Source organism: Rhizobium indigoferae, assembly GCF_034554815.1.
Classification (GTDB): domain Bacteria; phylum Pseudomonadota; class Alphaproteobacteria; order Rhizobiales; family Rhizobiaceae; genus Rhizobium; species Rhizobium leguminosarum.
The window spans coordinates 4,276,040-4,298,074 of the sequence record NZ_CP140635.1; the positions used below are offsets into that span (position 1 = coordinate 4,276,040).

15 protein-coding genes are annotated in these 22,035 nt (G+C 63.0%); 7 read left to right on the forward strand and 8 right to left on the reverse strand.

The window, feature by feature from the left end; translation table 11 throughout:
- Positions 1 to 16: 16 nt before the first annotated feature.
- The 4 genes from U5G49_RS21105 (at position 17) to U5G49_RS21120 (ending at position 6,010) form a co-directional block, all read left to right on the forward strand.
- Positions 17 to 1,801, forward strand: a complete 1,785-nt coding sequence (locus U5G49_RS21105; RefSeq protein ID WP_193444583.1) for a gamma-glutamyltransferase family protein — start codon at positions 17 to 19, stop codon at positions 1,799 to 1,801.
- Positions 1,802 to 1,803: 2 nt separating this feature from the next.
- Positions 1,804 to 2,559 (forward strand): DUF1028 domain-containing protein, encoded by a 756-nt coding sequence (locus U5G49_RS21110; protein ID WP_193444582.1) that lies wholly within the window; start codon positions 1,804 to 1,806, stop codon positions 2,557 to 2,559.
- 24 nt (positions 2,560 to 2,583) lie between these two features.
- Positions 2,584 to 4,422, forward strand: coding sequence for an ABC transporter ATP-binding protein (locus U5G49_RS21115; RefSeq protein WP_168298813.1), 1,839 nt, complete (start codon positions 2,584 to 2,586; stop codon positions 4,420 to 4,422).
- 253 nt (positions 4,423 to 4,675) lie between these two features.
- On the forward strand, positions 4,676 to 6,010 hold the full coding sequence (locus tag U5G49_RS21120; protein WP_018448294.1) for a glucoamylase family protein: 1,335 nt from the start codon (positions 4,676 to 4,678) through the stop codon (positions 6,008 to 6,010).
- A 98-nt stretch (positions 6,011 to 6,108) separates the two neighbouring features.
- Here U5G49_RS21120 and U5G49_RS21125 read toward each other — a convergent pair whose 3' ends face one another.
- The 6 genes from U5G49_RS21125 to hglS all read right to left on the reverse strand — a co-directional run bounded on the left by U5G49_RS21125 (position 6,109) and on the right by hglS (position 14,448).
- A complete protein-coding gene (locus U5G49_RS21125) occupies positions 6,109 to 7,146 on the reverse strand; it encodes an ABC transporter ATP-binding protein (RefSeq protein ID WP_018244019.1) in 1,038 nt (345 codons plus the stop codon).
- Positions 7,143 to 8,810 (reverse strand): ABC transporter permease, encoded by a 1,668-nt coding sequence (locus U5G49_RS21130; RefSeq protein WP_047620251.1) that lies wholly within the window; start codon positions 8,808 to 8,810, stop codon positions 7,143 to 7,145. The genes U5G49_RS21125 and U5G49_RS21130 overlap by 4 nt, the downstream gene beginning before the upstream one ends.
- Before the next feature lie 63 nt (positions 8,811 to 8,873).
- Positions 8,874 to 9,890 carry an iron ABC transporter substrate-binding protein gene (locus tag U5G49_RS21135; RefSeq protein WP_193444581.1) on the reverse strand — a complete coding sequence of 339 codons (1,017 nt, stop codon included), beginning with the start codon at positions 9,888 to 9,890 and terminating at the stop codon, positions 8,874 to 8,876.
- Between the two features lie 211 nt (positions 9,891 to 10,101).
- A complete protein-coding gene (gene amaB / locus U5G49_RS21140) occupies positions 10,102 to 11,640 on the reverse strand; it encodes an L-piperidine-6-carboxylate dehydrogenase (RefSeq protein WP_193444580.1) in 1,539 nt (512 codons plus the stop codon).
- A gap of 25 nt (positions 11,641 to 11,665) precedes the next feature.
- Complete coding sequence (locus U5G49_RS21145; RefSeq protein WP_018244023.1) at positions 11,666 to 12,949, reverse strand: NAD(P)/FAD-dependent oxidoreductase; 1,284 nt, start codon at positions 12,947 to 12,949, stop codon at positions 11,666 to 11,668.
- A 68-nt stretch (positions 12,950 to 13,017) separates the two neighbouring features.
- A complete protein-coding gene (gene hglS, locus U5G49_RS21150; protein WP_193444579.1) occupies positions 13,018 to 14,448 on the reverse strand; it encodes a 2-oxoadipate dioxygenase/decarboxylase HglS in 1,431 nt (476 codons plus the stop codon).
- A gap of 84 nt (positions 14,449 to 14,532) precedes the next feature.
- Between hglS and U5G49_RS21155 the strand changes: the two genes are divergently transcribed.
- The 3 genes from U5G49_RS21155 (at position 14,533) to U5G49_RS21165 (ending at position 17,197) form a co-directional block, all read left to right on the forward strand.
- The gene (locus U5G49_RS21155) at positions 14,533 to 15,441 is read left to right on the forward strand and encodes a LysR family transcriptional regulator (protein ID WP_018244025.1); all 909 of its coding nucleotides are present in this window, start codon (positions 14,533 to 14,535) and stop codon (positions 15,439 to 15,441) included.
- A 68-nt stretch (positions 15,442 to 15,509) separates the two neighbouring features.
- On the forward strand, positions 15,510 to 15,746 hold the full coding sequence (locus U5G49_RS21160; protein WP_003543721.1) for an Lrp/AsnC ligand binding domain-containing protein: 237 nt from the start codon (positions 15,510 to 15,512) through the stop codon (positions 15,744 to 15,746).
- Positions 15,747 to 16,018: 272 nt separating this feature from the next.
- On the forward strand, positions 16,019 to 17,197 hold the full coding sequence (locus U5G49_RS21165) for a glycosyltransferase family 4 protein (RefSeq protein ID WP_018244027.1): 1,179 nt from the start codon (positions 16,019 to 16,021) through the stop codon (positions 17,195 to 17,197).
- Between the two features lie 229 nt (positions 17,198 to 17,426).
- Here the strand turns inward: U5G49_RS21165 and U5G49_RS21170 are convergent, their stop codons facing one another.
- Positions 17,427 to 20,738, reverse strand: a complete 3,312-nt coding sequence (locus U5G49_RS21170; protein ID WP_018244028.1) for an oligosaccharide flippase family protein — start codon at positions 20,736 to 20,738, stop codon at positions 17,427 to 17,429.
- 88 nt (positions 20,739 to 20,826) lie between these two features.
- Complete coding sequence (locus U5G49_RS21175) at positions 20,827 to 22,005, reverse strand: glycosyltransferase family 4 protein (RefSeq protein ID WP_018448304.1); 1,179 nt, start codon at positions 22,003 to 22,005, stop codon at positions 20,827 to 20,829.
- Positions 22,006 to 22,035 lie beyond the last annotated feature (30 nt).

Sequence of the window (22,035 nt, forward strand, 5' to 3'; positions counted from 1 at the left end):
CGAAAGGACATTTGACATGACCGCTTTCACGACCCGTCCAGAAATCCTCGGCACCTTCGGCGTCGTTACCTCGACGCACTGGATTGCCTCGGCGGTCGGCATGAGCATTCTCGAAAAGGGCGGCAACGCCTTCGACGCGGCGGTGGCGACGGGCTTCGTGCTGCAGATCGTCGAGCCGCATCTTTGCGGCCCGGGCGGCGACCTGCCGGCGGTGATCTATTCGAAGAAGAAGGACAAGGTCGAGGTCATCTGCGCGCAGGGGCCTGCCCCCGCCGGCGCAACGATCGAACACTACACGGCGGAAGGCCTGAGCCTGATCCCCGGCGACGGGCTGCTTGCGACCGTCATCCCCGGCTCCTTCGACGGCTGGATGCTGATGCTGCGCGACTACGGCTCGATGAGCGTGCGCGAGGTGCTCGAGCCAGCCATCTACTACGCCGAACACGGCCATCCGATGCTGCCGCGCGTCTCCGCCACCATCAAGGGGCTCGCCGCCTTCTTCGAGAAGGAATGGCCGACCTCCTACAAGACCTGGCTGCCTAATGGCCGCGCGCCCGAAGCGCATGCGAATTTCAGGAATCCGGTGCTTGCCGAGACCTGGAAGCGCGTCATCGCCGAGGCCGAGGTGAAAAGAGGCCGGGAAGCGCAGGTCGAGGCGGCCCGCGCCGCCTTCTATCGCGGCTTCGTCGCCGAGACGATCGACGACTATCTGAAGACCGCAGAGGTGATGGATGCGAGCGGCAACCGCCACAAGGGCGTTTTGACTGCCAACGACATGGCAAACTGGTCGGCAACGATCGAGGAGCCGCTGACCTATGATTATCATGGCTGGACGATCGCCAAGATCGGCCCTTGGGGCCAAGGCCCGGTCTTCCTGCAGACCCTGTCGATCCTCAAGGGCTTCGATCTCGCCGCGATGAACCCCGTTGGCGCCGATTTCGTCCATACCGTCGTCGAAGCGATGAAGCTCGCCTTCGCCGACCGCGAAGTCTATTACGGCGATCCTGATTTCTCGGAGATTCCCGTCACGCATCTGCTGTCGGAGACGTATGCCGCCGAGCGCCGCAAGCTGGTCGGTGCGGACGCCTCCTTCGATCTTCGCCCCGGCATCGTGCCTGGCTTCGAGGCGCAGCATGATCTGACGATGAAGATGCTCGGCGCGGATTCGAAGACCGGCGCCGTCTACGAGCCGACCATGGCGCATCTTTCCGAAAAGCGCGGCGACACGGTGCATATCGATGTGATCGACCGCGACGGCAACATGGTCTCCGTCACGCCATCAGGTGGCTGGCTGCAATCCTCGCCGACCGTACCCGGCCTCGGCTTCTGCCTCAATTCCCGCGCCCAGATGTTCTGGCTGAAATCAGGCCTGCCGACGTCGCTTGCTCCGGGCAAACGGCCGCGCACGACGCTGACGCCGTCGCTCGGCCTCTATGAGGGCCGCCCGACGCTGGCCTTCGGCACACCGGGTGGCGACCAGCAGGAGCAGTGGCAGCTCTCCTTCTTCCTGCGTTATGCGCATCACCAGCTGGACCTGCAGGCGGCGATCGACCAGCCGCTGTTCCACACCTCGCATTTTCCAGGCTCGTTCTATCCCCGCACCCGCGAACCCGGCAGCCTGATGGCGGAAGCAAATTTCGGCCCCGATGTCCTTGATGCCCTGCGCCACAAGGGCCACAAGCTGACCGTCGCCGATCCCTGGACGATCGGTCGGCTGACCGCCGCGAGACGCGATAGCGACGGACTGTTGCGCGCCGCAGCCACCCCGCGCCTGATGCAGGCCTATGCGATCGGACGATAACCATGACCTGGTCCATCGTCGCCCGTGATCCCTCGACCGGTCATCTCGGCATCGCCGTCGTGACCCGCTTCTTCGCCGTCGGCGCCCTTGTGCCGTATATTCGCGGCGGCATCGGCGCCGTCGCCACGCAAGCCTTCGTCAGCCCGCTTTACGGCGTCGACGGCCTGTCGCTGCTGGCCGCCGGTAAGGCGCCGGAGGAAATCATCGCCGACCTGACCGCGCGTGACGCCGGCCGCGATCAACGGCAGCTGCACCTCATCGATGCGAAGGGGCGCAACGCCGCCTTCACCGGCACCGCGTGCATCGACTGGGCGGGGCATCTGATCGACGAAAACGTCTCGGTCGCCGGCAACATGCTCGCGGGTCCCGACGTCGTCGCCGAGACGCTTGCCACCTACAACAAGGCGATGGACAAGCCGCTGGCCGAACGCCTGCTGCTGGCGATGCAGGCAGGCGAGGATGCCGGCGGCGACAAGCGCGGCAGGCAGTCCGCCGCCCTCGTCATCCATCGCGATCAGGATTATCCCTGGCTGAGCATCCGCGCCGACGATCATCCCGATCCGCTTGCCGAACTTGTCCGCCTCCATGCAGTGGCGGGTGAACGTTACCTGCATGTCGCCGAGACGATGGCCACGCGGCAAAATCCGAACGGCATGACCGACAGGCGCGAGATCGACGAAAAGATCGCGACGCTGGAAGCGGCCCGCATCACGGCAGGCAGGCCTTCCGCCTCCTTCGCCACACCTTTGAAGACGTGAATCAGATAAAACTAAGGGAACGACATGCGTGATGTTTCTTCGGCCCCCGCCTCTCCGGTTCTCTCCGTCCGGAACCTGACAACCTCCTTCCTCGTCGATGGCGACTGGAAGCCGGTGGTGCGCGACGTCTCCTTCGACGTCATGCCTGGCGAGACGGTGGCGATCGTCGGCGAAAGCGGCTCGGGCAAGAGCGTCACCTCCCTTTCGATCATGCGGTTGCTCGCCAAGGGATCGAGCCGCATCGATGGCGCCATCACCTTGAACGGCAAGGATGTTCTCACCCTTTCGGAAAAGGAGATGCGGCAGGTGCGCGGCAACGACGCGGCCATGATCTTCCAGGAGCCGATGACATCCCTCAACCCGATCTTCACCATCGGCCGCCAGATCTCCGAAGCGCTCACCTGCCACGGCGAGATCGGCAAGGCCGAGGCGCGGGCCGAGACCGTGCGCCTGCTGGAAAAGGTCCGTATCCCCAACGCCGCTTCGCGCTTCGACGAATATCCGCACCAATTCTCCGGCGGCATGCGCCAGCGCGTGATGATCGCCATGGCGCTCGCCAGCCGGCCGAAACTGTTGATCGCCGACGAGCCGACGACGGCGCTCGATGTGACGATCCAGGGCCAGATCCTCGACCTGATCAAGATGCTGCAGGAAGAAGAGGGCATGTCCGTTCTCTTCATCACCCACGACATGGGCGTCGTCGCCGAAATCGCTGACCGCACCATCGTCATGTATCGCGGCGAGGCGGTGGAAAGCGGCACGACCGACGACATCTTCCATCGCGGCAGGCATCCCTATACCCGCGCACTGCTCTCGGCCGTGCCGCGCCTCGGCTCGATGGCCGACCGGAAATGGCCGCTGCGTTTCCCCGTCATCGATACCACGACCGGCGAACGCCGCGAGCCGGTCGAGGTGGCCGATACCGTCGACCGCCGCCGGACACCGATCCTCGAAGTCAAGAACCTCGTGACCCGTTTCGATATCCGCGGCGGGCTGCTCGGTCGCAAGACGGGCGCGATCCATGCGGTCGAGGACGTCTCCTTCGATCTCTTCCAGGGCGAGACGCTGTCGCTCGTCGGCGAATCCGGCTGCGGCAAGTCGACCACCGGCCGCTCGATCACCCGCCTCGTCCAGCCGAACGGCGGCAGCGTCAGCCTCGACGGCTATGACGTGCTGAGCCTTGACGCCGTCAGTCTCAGGCGGATGCGCCGCAGCATCCAGATGATCTTTCAGGATCCCTTCGCCAGCCTCAACCCGCGCATGACCGTCGGCGCCGCCGTCGCCGAACCCATCACCGAACACGGCCTCGGCACCCGCGCCCAGGCCCGCGACAAGGCGGCCGATCTTCTCGAACGCGTCGGGCTGAAACCCGACATGATGAAACGTTACCCGCACGAATTTTCCGGCGGTCAGCGCCAGCGCATCTGCATCGCCCGCGCGCTCGCACTCGATCCGAAGGTGATCGTCGCCGACGAAAGCGTTTCGGCCCTCGATGTCTCGATCAAGGCACAGGTCTGCAATCTGCTGATGGACCTGCAGCAAAGTCTCAACCTCGCTTTCCTGTTCATTTCCCATGACATGGCGGTGGTTGAGCGCGTCAGTCACCGGGTCGCGGTGATGTATCTCGGCGAAATCGTCGAGATCGGCCCGCGCGCGGAATTGTTCAGCAACCCACAGCACCCCTACACGAAGAAGCTGATGGCAGCCGTGCCGGTTCCCGACCCCTCACGTCGCGGCATCAAGCGCAACCTCGGAACCGACGAGCTCAAGAGCCCCGTTCGCCCGGTTGGCTACGTCGCGCCGCCGCGTCGATACCGGGAAGTGACGGCGGGCCATCTGGTGCGGGTCGATGAAGCCGCCTGAGCGTGAAATCCACTCTTCAGAGCACTCGATAAACAAGTATTGCGGGAAAATAACCCGTCCTGGTGGCGCGCGGGCCGTCTTTTTTGCTGCACCGCTTATATGACTTCTGCTAGATATTATTTTACCGATAATTATTAACGACCGATTCCACCCTTTTGTGTTCTCTTATCCTTGCGAATCAAAAAGGTTTGATTTGCCCGGGGACGGCCCCCATGTTGAAGCATGGGGCGATGCAACAGTTGGGTAGGAGCCTATGCTGCAACGGATTGAAGACATTGATGCAGCGCTCGTCGACAGGCTGCAGCATTCGGCGTTCAAGTACTTCCTGAAATATACCAATCCCGAAAATGGCCTTGTGGCGGACACGTCGATCGGCGGGGTTCCGTGCAGCATCGCAGCCGTCGGCTTTGCGCTTTCCTCCTATCCTGTTGGTGTCGAGCGTTTATGGATCAGCCGCGAGGAGGCAGCCGAACGCACGGTCAATACGCTGCGGTTCTTCGCTGAGGCGCGCCAGGGCGAGGAACGCCACGCCACCGGCTACCGCGGCTTCTTCTACCACTTCCTGCACATGGATACCGGCCATCGCGCCTGGAACAGCGAGCTTTCGACCATCGATACGGCGCTGCTCGTCGCCGGCATCCTCACGGCCGCACAGTATTTCAATCGCGAAGACGACGAGACGGAGACTGAAATCCGTGAACTCGCCACCTTCATCTACGAGCGCGTCGACTGGCGCTGGGCGCTGAACAAGGGTGACACCATTTCCATGGGTTGGAAGCCCTCATCCGGCTTCCTGCGTTGGCGCTATCACGGCTTCGACGAGGCGATCATTCTCTATACGCTGGCGCTCGCTTCGCCGACGCACCCGATCCCGCAATCGAGCTACGACGCCTTCACGTCAAGCTATTCCTGGATGCTGCATGGCGAGCAGTCCTATCTCTATGCCGGGCCGCTCTTCATCCACCTCTTCTCGCATGCCTGGATCGATTTCCGCACCATTCAGGACAAGCCGATGGCGGAGCGAAACTGGGACTATTTCCGCAACACGCAGGTGATGATCGACGTCCAGCGTGACTATGCCGAACGCAATCCCGGCCAGTTCGTCGGCTACAACAAGAATATCTGGGGTTTCTCTGCCTGTGACGGCCCCCCGCCGACACGGCGTATGCGCGGCGGCCGCCAGCCGAAGGTTCTGGGCTATGCTGCACGTGGCGCACCGCTCGGCCCGGATGACGGCACGATCGCACCTTGGGCAGCACTTGCCTGCCTGCCCTACGACCGGCAGGCGGCTCTCGACGGCACCAAGGCGCTTCTGACCACCTATCCGAACCTGCTCTTGGAAGGCGGCTTCCCTGGTGGCTTCAACCCGACCGTCAAGACCAAGCGGCCGGAAGGCTGGGTCGACGACCGCACCGTCGGCATCGACCAGGGTCTTGTCGTCATGACCATCGAGAACGAGCGCTCCGACTTCATCTGGAAGCTGATGCGGCAATCGCCGGTCATCCGTCTCGGCCTCGAGCGCGCCGGCTTTACCGGTGGCTGGCTCGAAGGCATCGAGCCGGAAGAAGTGGTGCGCAAGTTCGGCTAGCGCACAAGCCCGGAAATCGAAGCGGATTTCCGGAGAGGATGACGCGAAAACGAAAACAACAGAGCCCGCGCGTCCGATAGGAGGTGCGGGCTCTTGGTTTAGCTCTCGAAGACATGCGCCTTGCCGGCGATGTCGAGGCGAACGAGGTCGCCTCGCGCCGGAAGCGCGACGCTCGAGGTCTTGATCAGGATTGGCGGCAGGGCGACGCCGTCGAGCGAAACCGCAACAGTGCAGACCGCACCGCCGAACTCCACCTCGACGACACGTCCGCCATAGTTGCGATCGCCGTCATCGGCAACGACACGAATCTGCTCGGGCCGCAGCATGATCTCGGCCTTGCCCTGACGACTGCCCTCGACGGCGACGCGGCCGAGGGCGCAGTCGGCAAGGCCGTTTCGGATGATGGCGGGAAGCAGCACGGCATCGCCGAGAAACAGTGCCGTCTCGCGATCGCGCGGATGCAGATACAATGATTGCGGCGATCCGGCCTGGATCAGCCGTCCTTCCCTGAGCACTGCGACCTGATCGGCAAAGGTCAACGCCTCTTCCTGGTCATGGGTGACGAGAATGGTGGTGATGCCGGCCGCCTGCAGCACGCGCGCAACCGCCTTGCGCATGTTTTCTCGCAGGCCGGTATCGAGTGCCGAGAAAGGTTCGTCGAGCAGCATCAGCCGCGGCTTGCGGCCGAGCGCGCGGGCCAGCGCCACACGCTGCTGCTGCCCGCCGGAAAGCTGATGCGGGCGCCGCGCCAGCATGCCGCGGTCGAGCTCGACCATGTCGAGCAACTCGACGATGCGCTTCTCGCGATCGGCTGCGCCTCGTTCGAAGCCGAAGCCGATATTCTCGGCAACGCTTAAGTGCGGAAACAGCGCGCCGTCCTGCGAGACGATGCCGATACCGCGCTTGTGTGCCGGTACTGTCGCCGGACCGTCCGCGAGCAGATCGCCATCCAGCGTCACTCTGCCGACATCGGGTTGCTCGAAGCCGGCAATGATGCGCAGCAGCGTCGTCTTGCCCGAACCGGACGGGCCGACGACGGCCGTGCGGCTGCCGGCCGAGACCTCGAGCGAAATATCCTTCAGCGCCTGGACGGGGCCATAGCGCTTGCTGATATTCTCGATCGTGAGCAGCGTCATTGGCCGGCGGTCCGTTTCGATTGGGTATAGAGCATCAGGGTGAGCGGCAGCGACAGCACGACCATCATGAAGGCGTAAGGGGCGGCCGAGACATAGTCTATCTCGCTGGTCAGCGACCAGAATTTCGTCGCCAGCGTATCGACGCCATTGGGCGACAGCATCAATGTTGCCGTGAGTTCATTGGTGATGCCGAGTGCGGCCAGCGCGACGCTGGCGGCCGCTCCGGGTGCGGCAAGCCGCATGGTGATCTGCCGCACCGCCTGGCCTGGGGTGCGGCCGAGGCCCATCGCGGCGCGCTCCAGCTCCACCGGGGCCTGGGCGATGCTGGCGCGCAGCCCGACCATGGCCCGCGGCAGGAAAAGCATCACATAGGCGACGAGCAGCGTTGCGAAGGTCTGATAGAGCGGCAGCACGAGACGCACGGTGATCGTCACCAGCGCCAGCGCCACGACGACGCCCGGCAGCGAGCCGACATAATAATGGCAGGCTTCGAGCACGCGCTGGAGGCGGCCGGGCGCCCGCACGGAAAGCCAGGCCATCGGTGCTGCGGCAATCGTCGCCAGCACGCCGCCGACAATGGCGAGCACGATCGTCTGCAGGAAAGCGTTGCCGACTTCGATGCGCCAGATATCGGTGCCGCCGAGATAGAGCCAGCGGCCAAGCGTCACCAGCGGCACGCCGAGCGTCAGTACCGCCAGGATGACAGGTAGCAAAACGGCGGGCACCACGAACCAGCCCAGCCGGCGGCGGTCCGTGGGGCGTGGCGAGCCCGAGCCGACGCGGGCATAACGTTCGTTGCCGCGCACCAACACCTCGAAGCCGAGCAGAAAAAGACAGCAGGCGACGAGCACGCCGCCGAGCATGTTGGAAGCCGGGCTGTTGTAGGAGGACTGGAACTGGTCGACGATCGCCGTCGCGAAAGTGTCGAACCGGATCATGACGAACAGGCCGTACTCCGAAAGCAGATGCAGCGCGATCAGCAGCGAGCCGCCGCAGATGGCGAGTCTGAGCTGCGGCAGCACGGCCCGGAAGAAGACCCGCCACGGATTGAGCCCCAGCGAAGCCGCGGCATCCTCGATGGCCGGATCGAGGCGGCGCAATGCTGCTGCGACCGGCAGGTAGAGGAACGGGTAGTAGGCGATGACCGAGACGAAGACGCCGCTCTGCAGGCCGCGCATGCCGGGAACCAGGCTGACCCAGGCATAACTGTGCACGAAGGCGGGCACGGCGAGCGGAGCGATCGCCAGCCAGGCCCAGAGCCGCGCAAAAGGAATGTCCGTCCGCTCGGTCAGCCAGGCGAGCGTCACCGCAAGCGCGATCGACACCGGGATGGTGATCGATTCCAGGAGAATCGTATTGACGAGAAGTTCACCGACGCGCGGTCGGAAGACCAGGGCCTTCACCGTTTCCCAGCCGACATCGTAGGTCACCCAGCCGATGAAGCCGAGCGGCACGAGACTGAAGATCGCGACGATGGTTGCGAGGAGGATCACGGAAGCGTGCGGCATGCGTCCGCGTGGCAAAGCCATTCGCGTGGCCCTCGGCGCGACCGGCGCCTGGTTGCCGGATGCGAGCAATCTGTTGTCCTGCAGCAAGGCCGATGCCTTTACACGCTGAAAAAGGAAGGCAACCGCCTTGGAAAGGCGGTTGCCGGATATCGTCATGCCCTAAGGTTTTCTTGAGCCAAATGCAATAGTTTTGGCCGGAAGACGCCTGCGGCAGAAAGGTTAGATCAAGCCGGCGGCCGTCATCAGCTCCACGACCTTCTTGCTGTCGAGGGTCGAAGCTTCGACCTTCGGAGCATTGAGATCGGCAAGCGGAGTGAGCTTGTCGTTGGAAGGCACATCCTTGCCGATGGCATATTCATAGGAATCGCCGTCCTTGAGGACTGCCTGGCCGGCCTTGCTGGTTAGGAACTTCAGGAAATCCTGGGCTTCCTTCATGTGCTGCGTGGACTTCAGGATGCCGCCGCCCGAAACGCTGACAAAAGCGCCCGGATCCTGGTTCTTGAAGTAGTGCAGGCCAACATTCTTGCTGTTCTCACCGGTTTTGGCCTGATCGCCGAACCAATAATAGTGATAGATGATCGCCCCTTCGACTTCGCCGGCGTTGACCGCCTTCATGGCGACGCTGTTGCCCTTGTAGGGCGTGGCGTTTTCCTTGAGAGCCTTCAGCCAGTCGGCCGTCGACTGCTCGCCCTTGAGCTGCAGCAGGGCGGCGACGATGGCCTGGAAGTCGGCACCGGCAGGTGCTGCTCCCCAGCGGCCCTTCCAAGCCGGATCTGCGAGGTCGAGCATCGACTTCGGCAGCTTGTCTTCGGTGAGCTTGGTCTTGTCATAGGCAAAAACGGTGGTACGGGCGGCAATGCCGGTCCACATGCCGTCGGCCGGGCGATACTGATCCGGAACTTGATCCAGCGTTTCCTTTTCGATGGGGGCGAAGAGGCCCGCGCCATCGACCAGCGTCATCGCCGGCGAATTCTCGGTCAGGAAGACATCCGCGGGAGAGGCGTCGCCTTCCTGGATGATCTGGTTGGCGAATTGCATGTCGCTGCCCTGGCGCATGGTGACCTTGATGCCGGTCTCCTTGGTGAAGGCATCGATCCATTCACGGCCCAGGCTTTCGTGCTGGGCATTGTAAACGACGAGACCTTCGTCCTGCGCACTAGCGCTGCCAGCGAGCGCAGTGGCGGAGAGAAGCGAAGCGGCAAGCGCGAGGGAAAAACGGTTAAGAGCAATGTTCATGATGGCCTCCGTGACGATGTCACCCGAGCTCTCCAAGGGCGATGAGAGGCGTATATTTTTCCTGACTGCGGATTTCAAGTTTGGCTTGGCCAGAAAAGCCATCACAATATCTTGACTAAATATTTCATATTACAGGGGAATAAATCTCGATTTGGCAAAAAAGGCGACGCTTCCCGAGCGCCGCCTCTCTTTGCAGACTTTTGCAGCCGGCTTATTCGACGTCGAACTTGACGCCCTGCGCAAGCGGCAGCGTCCTGCCGTAATTGATCGTGTTGGTGGAGCGGCGCATATAGGCCTTCCAGGAATCCGAGCCGGATTCGCGGCCGCCGCCGGTTTCCTTCTCGCCACCGAAGGCGCCGCCGATCTCGGCACCGGATGGTCCGAGGTTGACGTTGGCGATGCCGCAATCCGAACCGCGGGCGGACACGAAGGTCTCGGCCTCGCGCATGTCGTTGGTGAAGATCGACGACGACAGTCCCTGCGGCACGGCATTGTGTAGCGCCAGCACGTCGTCGAAATCGCTATACTTCATCACATAGAGGATCGGCGCGAAGGTCTCGTGCTCGACCGGCCCGGTCTGATCGGGCATTTCGACAAGCGCCGGGCGAACGTAGTAGGCGTCAGCCGAACCGCTTTCGACGCGGTCACCGCCGGTCACCGTGCCGCCGGCCGATTTCGCCTCGCCAAGCGCAGCCTGCATCTTTTCGAAAGCCTGGCCGTCGATCAGCGGTCCGACAAGCGTACCGCTTTCCAACGGATTGCCGATGGTGACGGAGCCGTAGGCCTTCTGCAGGCGCGGCACCAGCTGGTCGTAGACGCTGTCATGAACGAAGAGACGGCGCAGCGTCGTGCAGCGCTGGCCGGCCGTGCCCATGGCGGAGAAGGCGACGCCGCGCAGCGTCAGGTCGAGATCGGCCGTCGGGCAGACGATCGCCGCATTGTTACCGCCGAGCTCGAGAATGGAGCGGGCAAATCGCTGCGACAAGCGCGGACCGACGGCGCGGCCCATGGCCGTCGAGCCTGTGGCGGACACCAGTGGGATCTTCGGATGATCGACCAGCACTTCGCCGACCTCGCGACCGCCGATGATCAGCGTCGACAGATTGGCCGGTGCGCTACCGCCCTCGGCGACGAAACGCTTCAGCGCTTTTTCGAACAGCGCCTGCACCGCAAGCGCCGTCAACGGCGTCTTTTCCGAAGGCTTCCAGACGGTGGAATTGCCGCAGACCATCGCAAGCGCCGCATTCCACGACCAGACGGCAACAGGGAAGTTGAAGGCGGAGATGATGCCGATCACGCCGAGCGGGTGCCAGCTTTCCATCATCCGGTGCTCGGAGCGCTCGGTGGCAATCGTCAGGCCGTAGAGCTGACGGGAAAGGCCGACGGCGAAATCGCAGATGTCGATCATCTCCTGCACTTCGCCGAGGCCTTCGGAGGTGATCTTGCCGACCTCGATCGAGACGAGACGGCCGAGCGCCGTCTTTGCGGCGCGCAGCTCCTCGCCGAGCAGGCGGACCAGTTCGCCGCGCTTCGGCGCCGGCACGGCACGCCATTCGAGGAAAGCCTGGTGCGCCGCTTCGATCGCCGCTTTCGTCTCGGAAACGGAATCTTCCCTGAGTTTGCCGATTTCCTTGCCGGTGACCGGCGAGGTGACGGAAAGCGTGCCGCCGTGATAGCGGCTGGCATCGACGCCGAGTTCGGCAAGCAGCTTGGCGGTTTCGGTGGCGAGATCGAGGACGGCGATGGTCATTGTCGTGTTTCCAATCTTATTGTGCTTAGAAGCGTGCATCGGCGAAATGGGCGACCTGAGCGCCGGCTTCGTACCATATTTCCTTGAGCGCACGGAAGCTCGGTTCGCTGAGCGCGGTCAGCGGCAGCGGCAGATCGGCTTCGCCAATCCGGCCGAGGATATGCTCCGCCAGCGTGCGGCCAAAGACCGTGCCAGGCGCAATGCCGCGGCCATTGTAACCCGAAAAGCCGACGACATTCGGGGCGAATTTGTGGAAGCGCGGCAGCGCATTGTCGGTCATGCCGATCTGGCCATACCATTCGCACTCGAATTCGACATCGCCGATAATAGGGAAGAGCCGCTTCAATGCGCGTTTGGCCCATCCTTTGTGCACGGCCAACCCGGTATTGCGCAGCGCCCCGACACTGCCGAAAACGAGCCGGCCGGCCTGGTCCATGCGGAAGGAGGAGAGGATTTCCTTGGTATCCCAGGCGCCTTCGCGCCCAGGCAGGATCGACTGACGCAGATTGTGGCCGAGCGGCACGGTGGCAAAATTGAAATAGGGCAGATGCACCTGTTCGCTGCGCACCTGCTCCCATGGGCCGGTGCTGTAGGCATCTGTCGCGACGATGATCCACTCGGCGCTGACTTCGCCGCTTGCCGTCTTCACGGTCCAGCGGCTGCCGTTACGCTCCGTTGCGATGACCGGACTGGATGTATGAATGGCGACGCCGGCCTTGACGGCGGCATGGGCAAGGCCGCGCGCATAGGCAAGCGGCTGCAGCGTGCCGGCGCGTTTGTCGAGCAGCGAACCGGTATAGGCATCGCTGCCGATGCGTTTTGCCGTTTCCGCCGCATCAAGCAGCGTCACGGCTGCGCCGCGGGCGGACCATTGCGCCGCGCGATCCTCGATCTCCTTCAGCCCGTCCGCGCCGACCGCGCAATGCAGCGTGCCGTTCCGTTCGAGTTCGCAGGCAATCTGATGCTTGTCGATCAGCTCCATGACGAGCTTCGGCGCATTGCCGAGTAGATCGAGCAGACGTTCGCCATGCACCGGGCCGAGCACGCTGGGCAGATCGTTGGGCATCACCCACATGCCGGCATTGATCAGCCCGACATTGCGCCCGGCACCGCCGAAGCCGATCTCCTTGGCCTCCAGCAACACCACCTTCGACCCGGCTTCGGCAAGATGAAGGGCGGAAGAGAGGCCGGTGTAACCGCCGCCGACTATGACGACGTCGGCCGAAATCGCGCCATCGAGAGGCGAGGTCGTCGGCGCTTCGGGCGCTGTCTTTTCCCAGAGGCCGTGGGAGCGCGGATCATTCAGCATGGCTCAGTCCGATCAGAGCGAAATCGCGGATACTCTAATGCATAAGAGAAAGTGTTGAACCTGCCATTTCACGCAACGGTCTTCAGCGGCAGGCCCGCAAGGTCGAGCGCGGCCAGCGCCGATTCCAGCGATGCGGCCTGGCGTTCGGCGTAAAGTGCCAGCTCGTCCTGAACGGTAGCACCCAGTGCTGCCTCGAAGGCGTCACGGTTCGAGCGGGTCGCGTAGTTCTGCTGCTGGTCGGTGCCGAGGTTCGACTGGAAGATGCCGGCCGCGCTGACGGGCAGGAAGTCTTCGTAGACGATCGGGGTGAAGGCAAGGTAACCCTTGGCGATCAGCGCCTCCGGATCGCCAGGCAGCATGCTGCCGGCCGCGGCGGCAATGCCCGCAGGCGTCGCGGCATAGCGGAAGAAGGCCAGATCCGCCCTGCGCAACTCATCCCAACTGTCCGGGAGTGCCTTGAAACGTGCGGCGAGTTCGTCGTCGTAGGCGCCGGCCTTGGCGCCGCCGGCGCCCACCTGCACCTCGCCGCGAACCGAGGCGAGCAGCCGGTCGTAGAGCGCCCGGCCCTTCGCCGTCAGCGCCACGCCGCGCTGTTCGATCTCCCCGAAGCGGGCGGTATGCGTCCCTTGAATCGCACCGTCATCACCGGAAAAGGCGATCGTTTCCTCCAGCGCCTTGAAGCTCGTCTGTCGCAGCAGGATATCGCAATGACGGCGCGGCGGCCCTTCGATGACAGCCTTCGGCGTGATGCCGCGTTCCGGCATGCGGGCCTGGACCGCGTCGATATCGAGCGTGCGCGGCGTCAGATGGTTGATGTGCGGCCCCTTGAAGCTGACGACGTCGGCGATCAGCCGATGCGCATCATGCAGCCGCTTATAGGTTTCGGCGCTGACTGTCGCTTCGCCATGCCAGCGGAAGGTTTCCAGCGCCTCGGCGACGAATTCCGTCGCTTCCGCCTCGGTCAGGCCGCCGTTCTGCTCGTGGCGCTCGATCAGCGCGACGGCACGCGGCGTGTAGATCCGCCGTTTCGCCAGAATGGCTTCGGCTTCGCCGCGCAACCCCTCGTCCTCGATCAGCTCCAATCGCAACAGCGAGGTGAAGACGCGGAATGGATTGACGTTGAGCGCTGCCTCGTCGATTGGCCGGAAGCTGGTGGAATGAACCGGCACGCCGGCGACCGAAAGATCGTAGTAGCCAACCGGCTGCATGCCCATGACCGCAAACAGCCGGCGGATGGTGAAGAGCTCGTCAGCCGTACCGAGCCGGATGGCACCGTGGCGCTCGACATCGATGCGCTCCAGCTCGCCGGCTTGGGCCAGACGTTCGCGCAGATCGGGATCGTTTTCGAGGCAGCCGGCATTCACATCCGCCACCAGTTCGATCAGCGTGCCGTATTGCGGCACCTCCGCCCGGTACATCTGCGACATCGCCTCGGTGAACAGCGATCGGATGCGGTCTGGGGAAACGAAGGCTTGCGGCATTGGGAAACTCCGGCTCATTCCGTTTTTGCAGGATGAACCTCTTTACACGCGCGACAAAGCCGCAAATATCGCTATTTCGGAAATAGCCCATTCTGAAACGGAATGACCATGCTGACGTCAAGACGTTTTCTGCCATCGATTTCGCATCTCGCCGCCTTCGAGGCGGTTGCCCGCACCGGCAGCGTGACCGCAGCGGCGCGCGAACTCGATCTGACGCAGAGCGCCGTCAGCCGCCAGGTAAGTGCGCTGGAGGAGCAGCTTGGCGTCGAGCTCTTCCTGCGCGAACGCCAGACCATGCGGCTGACGCTTGCCGGTGACGGATATGCTCGCGAGATTCGCGAGGCGCTGCGGCGGATATCGAGCGCCTCGCTGAACCTGCGCGCCAATCCGCATGGCGGCACGCTCAATCTCGCCATCCTGCCGACCTTCGGCACGCGCTGGCTGGCGCCGCGCCTGGGGCGCTTTCTCGCCGCCAATGCCGGCGTGACCATCAATCTGGTGACCCGGCTTTCGCCGTTCGATTTCCGCCTCGATTCGATCGACGCCGCCATCCACTTCGGCCATCCGCACTGGCCGGGCGCCGAACTCGCCTTCCTGATGTCGGAGCGCACGGTGCCGGCCTGCAGTCCGGATTTTCTGCAGCAATATGCGATCTCAGGACCGGAGGATCTGCTCGCCGTTCCGCTTCTGCATCTGACGACACGTCCCGACGCCTGGGAGCAGTGGTTCGCCAGCAACGGCGTTTCCTTCGAAAACGTCCACGGCATGCTCTTCGACCAGTTCGCCACCGCCGCGCAGGCGGCGATCGCCGGCCTCGGCGTCGCCCTGCTGCCAACATTCCTGATGCAGGAGGAGATCCGGCGCGGCGATCTCGTCGCCGCAGTCGACCGTGAAATGGAAAGTCGCGAGCGCTATTATCTCGCCTTTCCGCCCGAGCGCGCCGATTATGCGCCGCTTGCCGCCTTTCGTGACTGGATCGTCGCGGAAGCCACCACCAACCCGGCTGTGTGACGAACGGCTTGCATCGGCATGGCGCTTTCGACCATTATGCGCTCCAAACAACTTTGCAGGAAATCTCCATGAAGCCGATCTTCGTCCAGCTCCAATGCGCACCCGGCAAGACCTATGATGTCGCCGACGCCATCTACCAGACCGAACTGGTCTCGGAGCTCTATTCCACAAGCGGCGACTACGATCTGCTGCTGAAGGTCTATATCGAGGAAGGCCAGGATATCGGCAAATTCATCAACGACAACATCGCCAATATTCCCGGCATCGTCCGCTCGCTGACGACGCTGACCTTCAAGGCATTCTAGAGCAATTCCAGCAAAAGTGCGCAGCAGTTTTGCCAGGCAAAGCGTGAAACGCTTTTGCCGGGAATTGCGTGAAAACAAAAGAGATAGAGCGTTTCCGTGATTCGAGAAAAACGGAAACGCTCCAAATTGCCGTCAGACACGGTTAACCCTTTTCGCGAAGATTGGCCCTCGCAGGACGTCGCCTAAACCGCGCCTTAACGCCGGGCATATCTGGTCGTTGTTATCACAGGCCCGCATCAGCGCGGGCCGGCACGTGCAGCGATAGGTGGAAAATGTCGATCGTCGAGGCAGATAGGGTACGCGCGAAGCCGCAGTTGGAAACAGCTCCGCTGATCGTCCATGTCGTGCGCCAATTCCTGCCCAATCGCGGCGGCCTGGAAGACGTGGTCGCCAATCTCGCCCGCCAGACTGTACGCCGTGGTTACCGCGTGCGCGTCGTCACGCTGGATTCGCTCTTCACCGCGCCTGAAGACAAGCTGCCGCTTCGCGAAGATATCGACGGCATCGAGGTGGTGCGCATTCCCTGGTCCGGCTCCAGCCGCTATCCGCTGGCACCGCAGGTTTTCCGCCATCTCGCCGATGCCGATCTCGTCCATGTCCACGCCATCGACTTCTTCTTCGACGCGCTCGCCTGGGGCCGGCTGCTGCACGGAAAACCGATGATCGTCACCACCCATGGCGGCTTCTTTCACACGCGGAAATACGCGGCAATCAAGAAGATCTGGTTCCGGACGCTGACCCGCGCTTCGGCGATGGCCTATCGCCGCGTCGTCTGCTGCAGCGCCTCCGACCTCAAGCAATTTTGCGAGATCGTGCCCGACAGTCTCCTGATCGAAAACGGCGCCGATATTGGCAAGTTCGCCGACACCGCTGCGCGCCGGGCAAAGCGCCGCATCGTCACGATCGGCCGGTTCTCGGTGAACAAGCGCATCGACCATCTGCTCGATGCGATGGCCGGGCTGAAGACCCGCGACCCGGAATGGCATCTCGACATTGTCGGCGCCGAATCCGACCTGAACCGGGCGGATGTCGAAGGCGCAATCGAAAGCCGTCATCTTTCCGGCCGCGTCACCCTGCATGTGTCGCCCGACAACGACACCATCCGGCGCATCATCGCAGAATCCTCGATTTTCGCCTCCGCCTCGGAATATGAAGGTTTCGGCCTGGTGGCGCTGGAGGCGATGAGCGCCGGCCTCCTGCCGGTGCTGAACGCCAACGATGCCTTTGCGACGCTTGCCGCCCGGCATCCCGTTCTCATGCTTGCCGATTTCACCAATCCTGAGGCCGCCGCCACGGCGATCGAAACGGCCTATGAAGACCTTTCGCGCCAACCGGACGTGGTGCGGGCCGGGCTTCTCGAAGCCGCGCGCGGCTATTCCTGGGATATCGTCGCCGAACGCTATATCGATCTCTACAGATCGCTTGATGTCGTCGCCGCGGAAAACATCTGATCCCCTGCCTAACGGGCATCGCGATCTTTCAGATTCGCTTACTGCACTTTAGGTCTTTGCTTTCCGCATGTCTTCGGCGCAAAACCGCTGCACACTTTTGCGCGACATGCTTCAGAGCAATTCCAGGAAAAGTGCGAAGCGGTTTTCCGTCCGGAATTGCGTAAAAACAAAAGGCTAGAGCGGTCCTGCGCTTCCGTTAAAAGCTGAACCGCTTTAGCTGAAATCCCGGTCACGCTCTGGCGAGACGGATGATCTCGTCGAGCACGAATTTGCGCGATTGCGGCGGCGTCAGATTGTGGTCGGCATCCGGCAGCATCAGCAGCCGTACGTTCGGATAGCGAGAGAGCCTGGCGCCGCGCGGCCCGAAGTGGAAATAGACGTGGTCGAGCCCGACATCGCCCTCGCTGTAGATCAGCGTCAACGGCACCCTCCGCTTGCCGAACAGCGCGAAGGAGTGCCGGACCTCGCGGGCGATATGGCGCCGGTCGGGAAGCAGCTCGAGCACCGGCGCGATCCACGGCGACAGCCGGCGGCCGGCGGCGATGACGATATTCTGCAGCGCCGCAACGACATCCACCTGGCCGCGCAGCAGCCGCTTCAGCGTGTCGAGCCGCGCCAGGCGCTGGCTGTAATCATCCAGACTGCGGGGAACGGAGACGACATGCTCCCTGCGCACCGGCATGTCAGGATCCCAGTAATAGACGAAGGGATTGATCGACACGACAGCCTTCAAGCGCTCGTCGGCGACGCCGGCGCGGAAGGCGACATAGCCGCCGCTGCATCGACCGGCGACCATGACGGGACCGGCGACGACGCCTTCGAGCAGATCGAGCGCGGCGACCGCATCTCCGGTCTGCGTATCCGAATAAAGTACCTGTTCCGGTGCATCCGGCCGCGGCGGGCTGTCGCCGACATTGGCGGAATCGAAACGCAGCGAAACGACGCCTTGGCGGGCGAGCTCGCGCGCCATGTCGACCGTCGTCCGTCCCCAGCCGGCATGCCGGTCATAGGCTGTCGACAGGAAGAGCACGGCATTGCCCTTGATCTCGCCGAGCGGCCGGCTGACGACGCCGACCAGATGATTATGGCTTCCGAAACGGACCGGCGTTTCCGCAAAATCATCGCCGGCAAGCAGCGGGTTGTCGATCGCCGTCGGCGAATGGGCGGCGGATGTCTCTGTCGTCGTTGCCTCCAGCCACGTCGTCAGCAGCGCGACGACAGCCATCGGCGTCTTGGCAAACAGCGGATTGGTGGCGAGTTCGTCATAGCCTTCGAAGGCCTTCTGCTCGACATCGGCGCCAAGCGCTATCAGCGCATCGGCAAAGCCGGTATCCTCGGCCTTGGCAGGACGTTCGAGGATCAGATAGCGCGAGGCTGCGAGCCCCTGCGGCGAGGTGATGTTGAGCTTGCCGAGCTCGGCAGCGATTTCCTCGGGCATGACGAGCCCGGCGATCTGCACCTTCGCGGTCTGGACGTGCTCCTTGCCGAGGCCGAGATCGGCATCGATGATCTTGGACCACATGTTGAGTTCGCGCAGATAGGCCCTGCCGCTCAGCACCGGCGCCAGCATGACGAGGCTGTCGACGCCTTCGATCGAAGAACCGACGCGGTGGGCAAGCGTCGCGCCGAGGCCCTGTGCGATGAGGATGATACGGTCGCAGCCGCTCAGCGACTTCAGCTTGTCAGCGGCCGCACGGATCGAGTTTTCCCAGGTTTCCAGCCTTGCCGGCAGCACCCCGAAATCGAGCGCGTCACCGGTGCCGCGATAGTCGAAGCGCAGGCTCGGCACGCCGATATCCGAGAAATGCTCGGCCGCGACGCGGAAGAATTTGCGGCTGCACATCTCCTCGAAACCCCAGGGGCTGACGAAGAGCACGGCGGCCGAACGTTTCTTCGTGAGAGGATTCTCAGGCATGAACAGCCCGATCGTGCCGTCGAAGACGACAGGCAGGGCAGCGTTGCGTCCCGCCCCCTCGGCCGGTTCCAGCGAGAATTCGCCGGGCGCGACCTTGGCGCGATCGGGATCGCCGGGAAGCCGCGGCGCGATGAAATTGATCGCGTGGCCAACCGGTCGCCGCAGCAGGGACGGCATCTTGTCGAGAATGGAGCGCATGACTTCGACATCCTCGCCCGGCACGGCGCGCAGCACTCGGAGCGCCGCGAAATAGGCGAATGCGCCGGCGATGATCGCGCCGACCAATCCGGCCGGACCTTGGACGAATTCCAGCACGGAAATCGCTCCGCAAGCACAGAGGACGGAGGCGAGCGTCACCTTCGTCAGGCTTGCGTAGAGACCCGAAAGCTGGGATCCGAATCCTGTCTGTCTGATCATCATCACCGACATCGCAACGAATACGAGGATGCGCACAAGTGCAGCACCCTCGGCCGCAAGCCTAGGTACGATCAGTAAACAACCCGCTACCATCAGTAGGCCACCTATCACACTGATGTTCAGGCGGGAGCGGGCCCTGTCCATCGACAGCAGGTAGAGGCTGAGGATCTGCATGAAAGTATAGGCGGGAGCGACGAGCGCAAGCAGCGCCACCACCGTCCCGCTGCGGCGGAACGCTTCGCCGAACACCACGAGCACCAGTTCGCTGGAGATCGCGGCAAGCCCGAGGCTCATCGGCAGCACGATATAGGCCATGCTGCGCGTGACGGCAGCGAAGACCTCGACCGGCAATGTCGAATCGTCGCTGCTGTGGCGCCGCTCGGAATAGTAGGGCAGCAGGCTGCCGGTCATCTGGATCGGCAATTGCAGCGCGATATTCGCGATCGACAGGCCGACGGCATAATAACCGACCATCTCCACCGACCAGAACTGCTGCAGGAAGAGCAGCTCGAGCCGGTTGAGGAAAATGGAATCGATGATGAACTGGATCGACAGGATGACGGAGGAAGAGGCGAGATACTTCAGCGAGACCCCGCACCAGTCGCGCCGTGCCAGAAGGATCGGCAGCGTGGCGAAAAACAGCACCAGCTGGCCGAGCGCATAACCGACGAGAACACCCTCGACGCCATAGAAAACGGCGCCGACGGCAACGCCGGCAAGCTGCACGATCGAGACGGCGACCGTCAGCTTAAAGAAAGCGCCAAGCTTCTTTTCGCCGATCAGGTAGAATTTGACGAAGGATCCGATCGCCTGGATGAAGAACAGCACGCCGGTGACCAGAGCGACGGATGGCGCGGTGTCGGCCCAGTGCATCTTTTCGGACGTCAGGAAAAACAGCGCGTAGAGCGCCAGCAGCACGACGGTCGAGAACATCATGAAGCTGACGAGGATGGCGGCAAAACCCCGCCGACGGCGCGCATCGAAACCCTCCGCCGAAAGTTGCGGCAACGTCTTCAGCAGCGTGATGCTGGAGCCGAGCTCGGCGATCGAGGCGCCGGTCACCACCAGCCAGAGCGAAAAGGCGACGATGCCGTTGGCTTCCGGCCCGAGCAACCGCGCGGTTATGATCGAGGAAACGAAGCCCGTCAGAAGCAGCAGCATGCCTGCCGCCGCGTTCATCACCGAGTTTGCGATAATACCCTTCGACATCTGTCCATCCGTCAGGATCGGCCTACCGCCGCATACCCGCCATCTCTAATGCGAAAATGTTAAAATAAAGCGGAGTGACGACCTCAGCTTAGCTGGCCTGCATCGCCGTCAATGTCTGAAGCGCCTTCTCGTAGCTGTTTTCCGCAAGGTAGCGCAGCAGGAACTCCCGCGCCTTCCCGGCCTTCTCTCGTGCACGCTCTGGCGCGCGGAAAATTTCCCTCAAGTACCCGGCCGCCGCCTCGGGTGAGGGGTCGGCCCAGACTGCACCCTCGAGCCCGGCAAATTCGGGATGGGTATCGACCACAGGAATAAGGGGAGAGCCAACCAGCCAGCTATTGTCGGGATCGCAGAAATCTACTGTTCCCGACCAGGCCGTGGAAATGATGGGCGTATGCTGCATGATCGCCTCGGCAACCGTCAGCCCGAAACCTTCGGAACGATGCAGCGAAAGATAGGCGTCGGAACAGCGGATGAGGCCGTTGATATCGGAGTTCGATAACCTGTCGGTGACGATCCTGATCCGGTTGTCGCCCTTAACCGAAGCGACCAGTTCGCGCAGGCCTTCGTCCTTGCCGATATCGCCGCTGGCCTTCATCAAGAGGAAGGCGCTGGGGCATTCGGCGGCGAATATCCGGAAGGCCTCGATGACGGCCTGCGGATTCTTCCGGTTGATCGAGGAGCCGGCGCTGAAGATGAAGCTGACGAGAAAGGCGTCTTCCTCGATGCCGAATTTCTGGCGCATGCCTTCGGTCGCCGGCTTCTCGGTGACGGGATGCGGAACGACGATGACGGGCGCCGTGGTGAGAGGCGCAATCGCCCGCCTGGTGAATTCCGACGGCACGAAGACGGCATTCATGTAATGCATCGCATTGCGCCACTCCGCCGGCACGACTTCGAGCTCCCAGGCGAAATAGCCGATGTTGAAAGCGCGGCTGAAATTCGCAACGCCCTTCTTCAGGATGGCGCGCGGCAGCATCGGCGGATTAAGATGCCAGATCCGGCTTCCCGCCGGTTCGGTGGAAAGATGCGACGGCGTCCATCCGGCGAATGAATTCTCGTCAGGATGCGTGCTGACGTCGGAGAGTGAAATCGCCAGCCCCGCCTCCGACAATGCGTCGGCGCAGAGCCTTGCCGATTCGCCGACACCGACCGCCATCGAGAGATAACCGACGACTTCCACCGGCCTGCGTGGGTTGAAGGCAACACGCGACCGCGGGATCAGCCGCTGCAGGACATGGGCGCGCAGAAGGCGGTATATCGTTCTCAAATCACGGTCTTTCCCAATGGATCGGCATCA

Coding starts and splice junctions, on each gene's coding strand:
- U5G49_RS21105 (WP_193444583.1), top strand. CDS start 17: ATGACCGCTTTCACGACCCGTCCAGAAATCCTCGGCACCTTCGGCGTC.
- U5G49_RS21110 (WP_193444582.1), top strand. CDS start 1,804: ATGACCTGGTCCATCGTCGCCCGTGATCCCTCGACCGGTCATCTCGGC.
- U5G49_RS21115 (WP_168298813.1), top strand. CDS start 2,584: ATGCGTGATGTTTCTTCGGCCCCCGCCTCTCCGGTTCTCTCCGTCCGG.
- U5G49_RS21120 (WP_018448294.1), top strand. CDS start 4,676: ATGCTGCAACGGATTGAAGACATTGATGCAGCGCTCGTCGACAGGCTG.
- U5G49_RS21125 (WP_018244019.1), bottom strand. CDS start 7,146: ATGACGCTGCTCACGATCGAGAATATCAGCAAGCGCTATGGCCCCGTC.
- U5G49_RS21130 (WP_047620251.1), bottom strand. CDS start 8,810: ATGACGATATCCGGCAACCGCCTTTCCAAGGCGGTTGCCTTCCTTTTT.
- U5G49_RS21135 (WP_193444581.1), bottom strand. CDS start 9,890: ATGAACATTGCTCTTAACCGTTTTTCCCTCGCGCTTGCCGCTTCGCTT.
- amaB (WP_193444580.1), bottom strand. CDS start 11,640: ATGACCATCGCCGTCCTCGATCTCGCCACCGAAACCGCCAAGCTGCTT.
- U5G49_RS21145 (WP_018244023.1), bottom strand. CDS start 12,949: ATGCTGAATGATCCGCGCTCCCACGGCCTCTGGGAAAAGACAGCGCCC.
- hglS (WP_193444579.1), bottom strand. CDS start 14,448: ATGAGCCGGAGTTTCCCAATGCCGCAAGCCTTCGTTTCCCCAGACCGC.
- U5G49_RS21155 (WP_018244025.1), top strand. CDS start 14,533: ATGACCATGCTGACGTCAAGACGTTTTCTGCCATCGATTTCGCATCTC.
- U5G49_RS21160 (WP_003543721.1), top strand. CDS start 15,510: ATGAAGCCGATCTTCGTCCAGCTCCAATGCGCACCCGGCAAGACCTAT.
- U5G49_RS21165 (WP_018244027.1), top strand. CDS start 16,019: ATGTCGATCGTCGAGGCAGATAGGGTACGCGCGAAGCCGCAGTTGGAA.
- U5G49_RS21170 (WP_018244028.1), bottom strand. CDS start 20,738: ATGTCGAAGGGTATTATCGCAAACTCGGTGATGAACGCGGCGGCAGGC.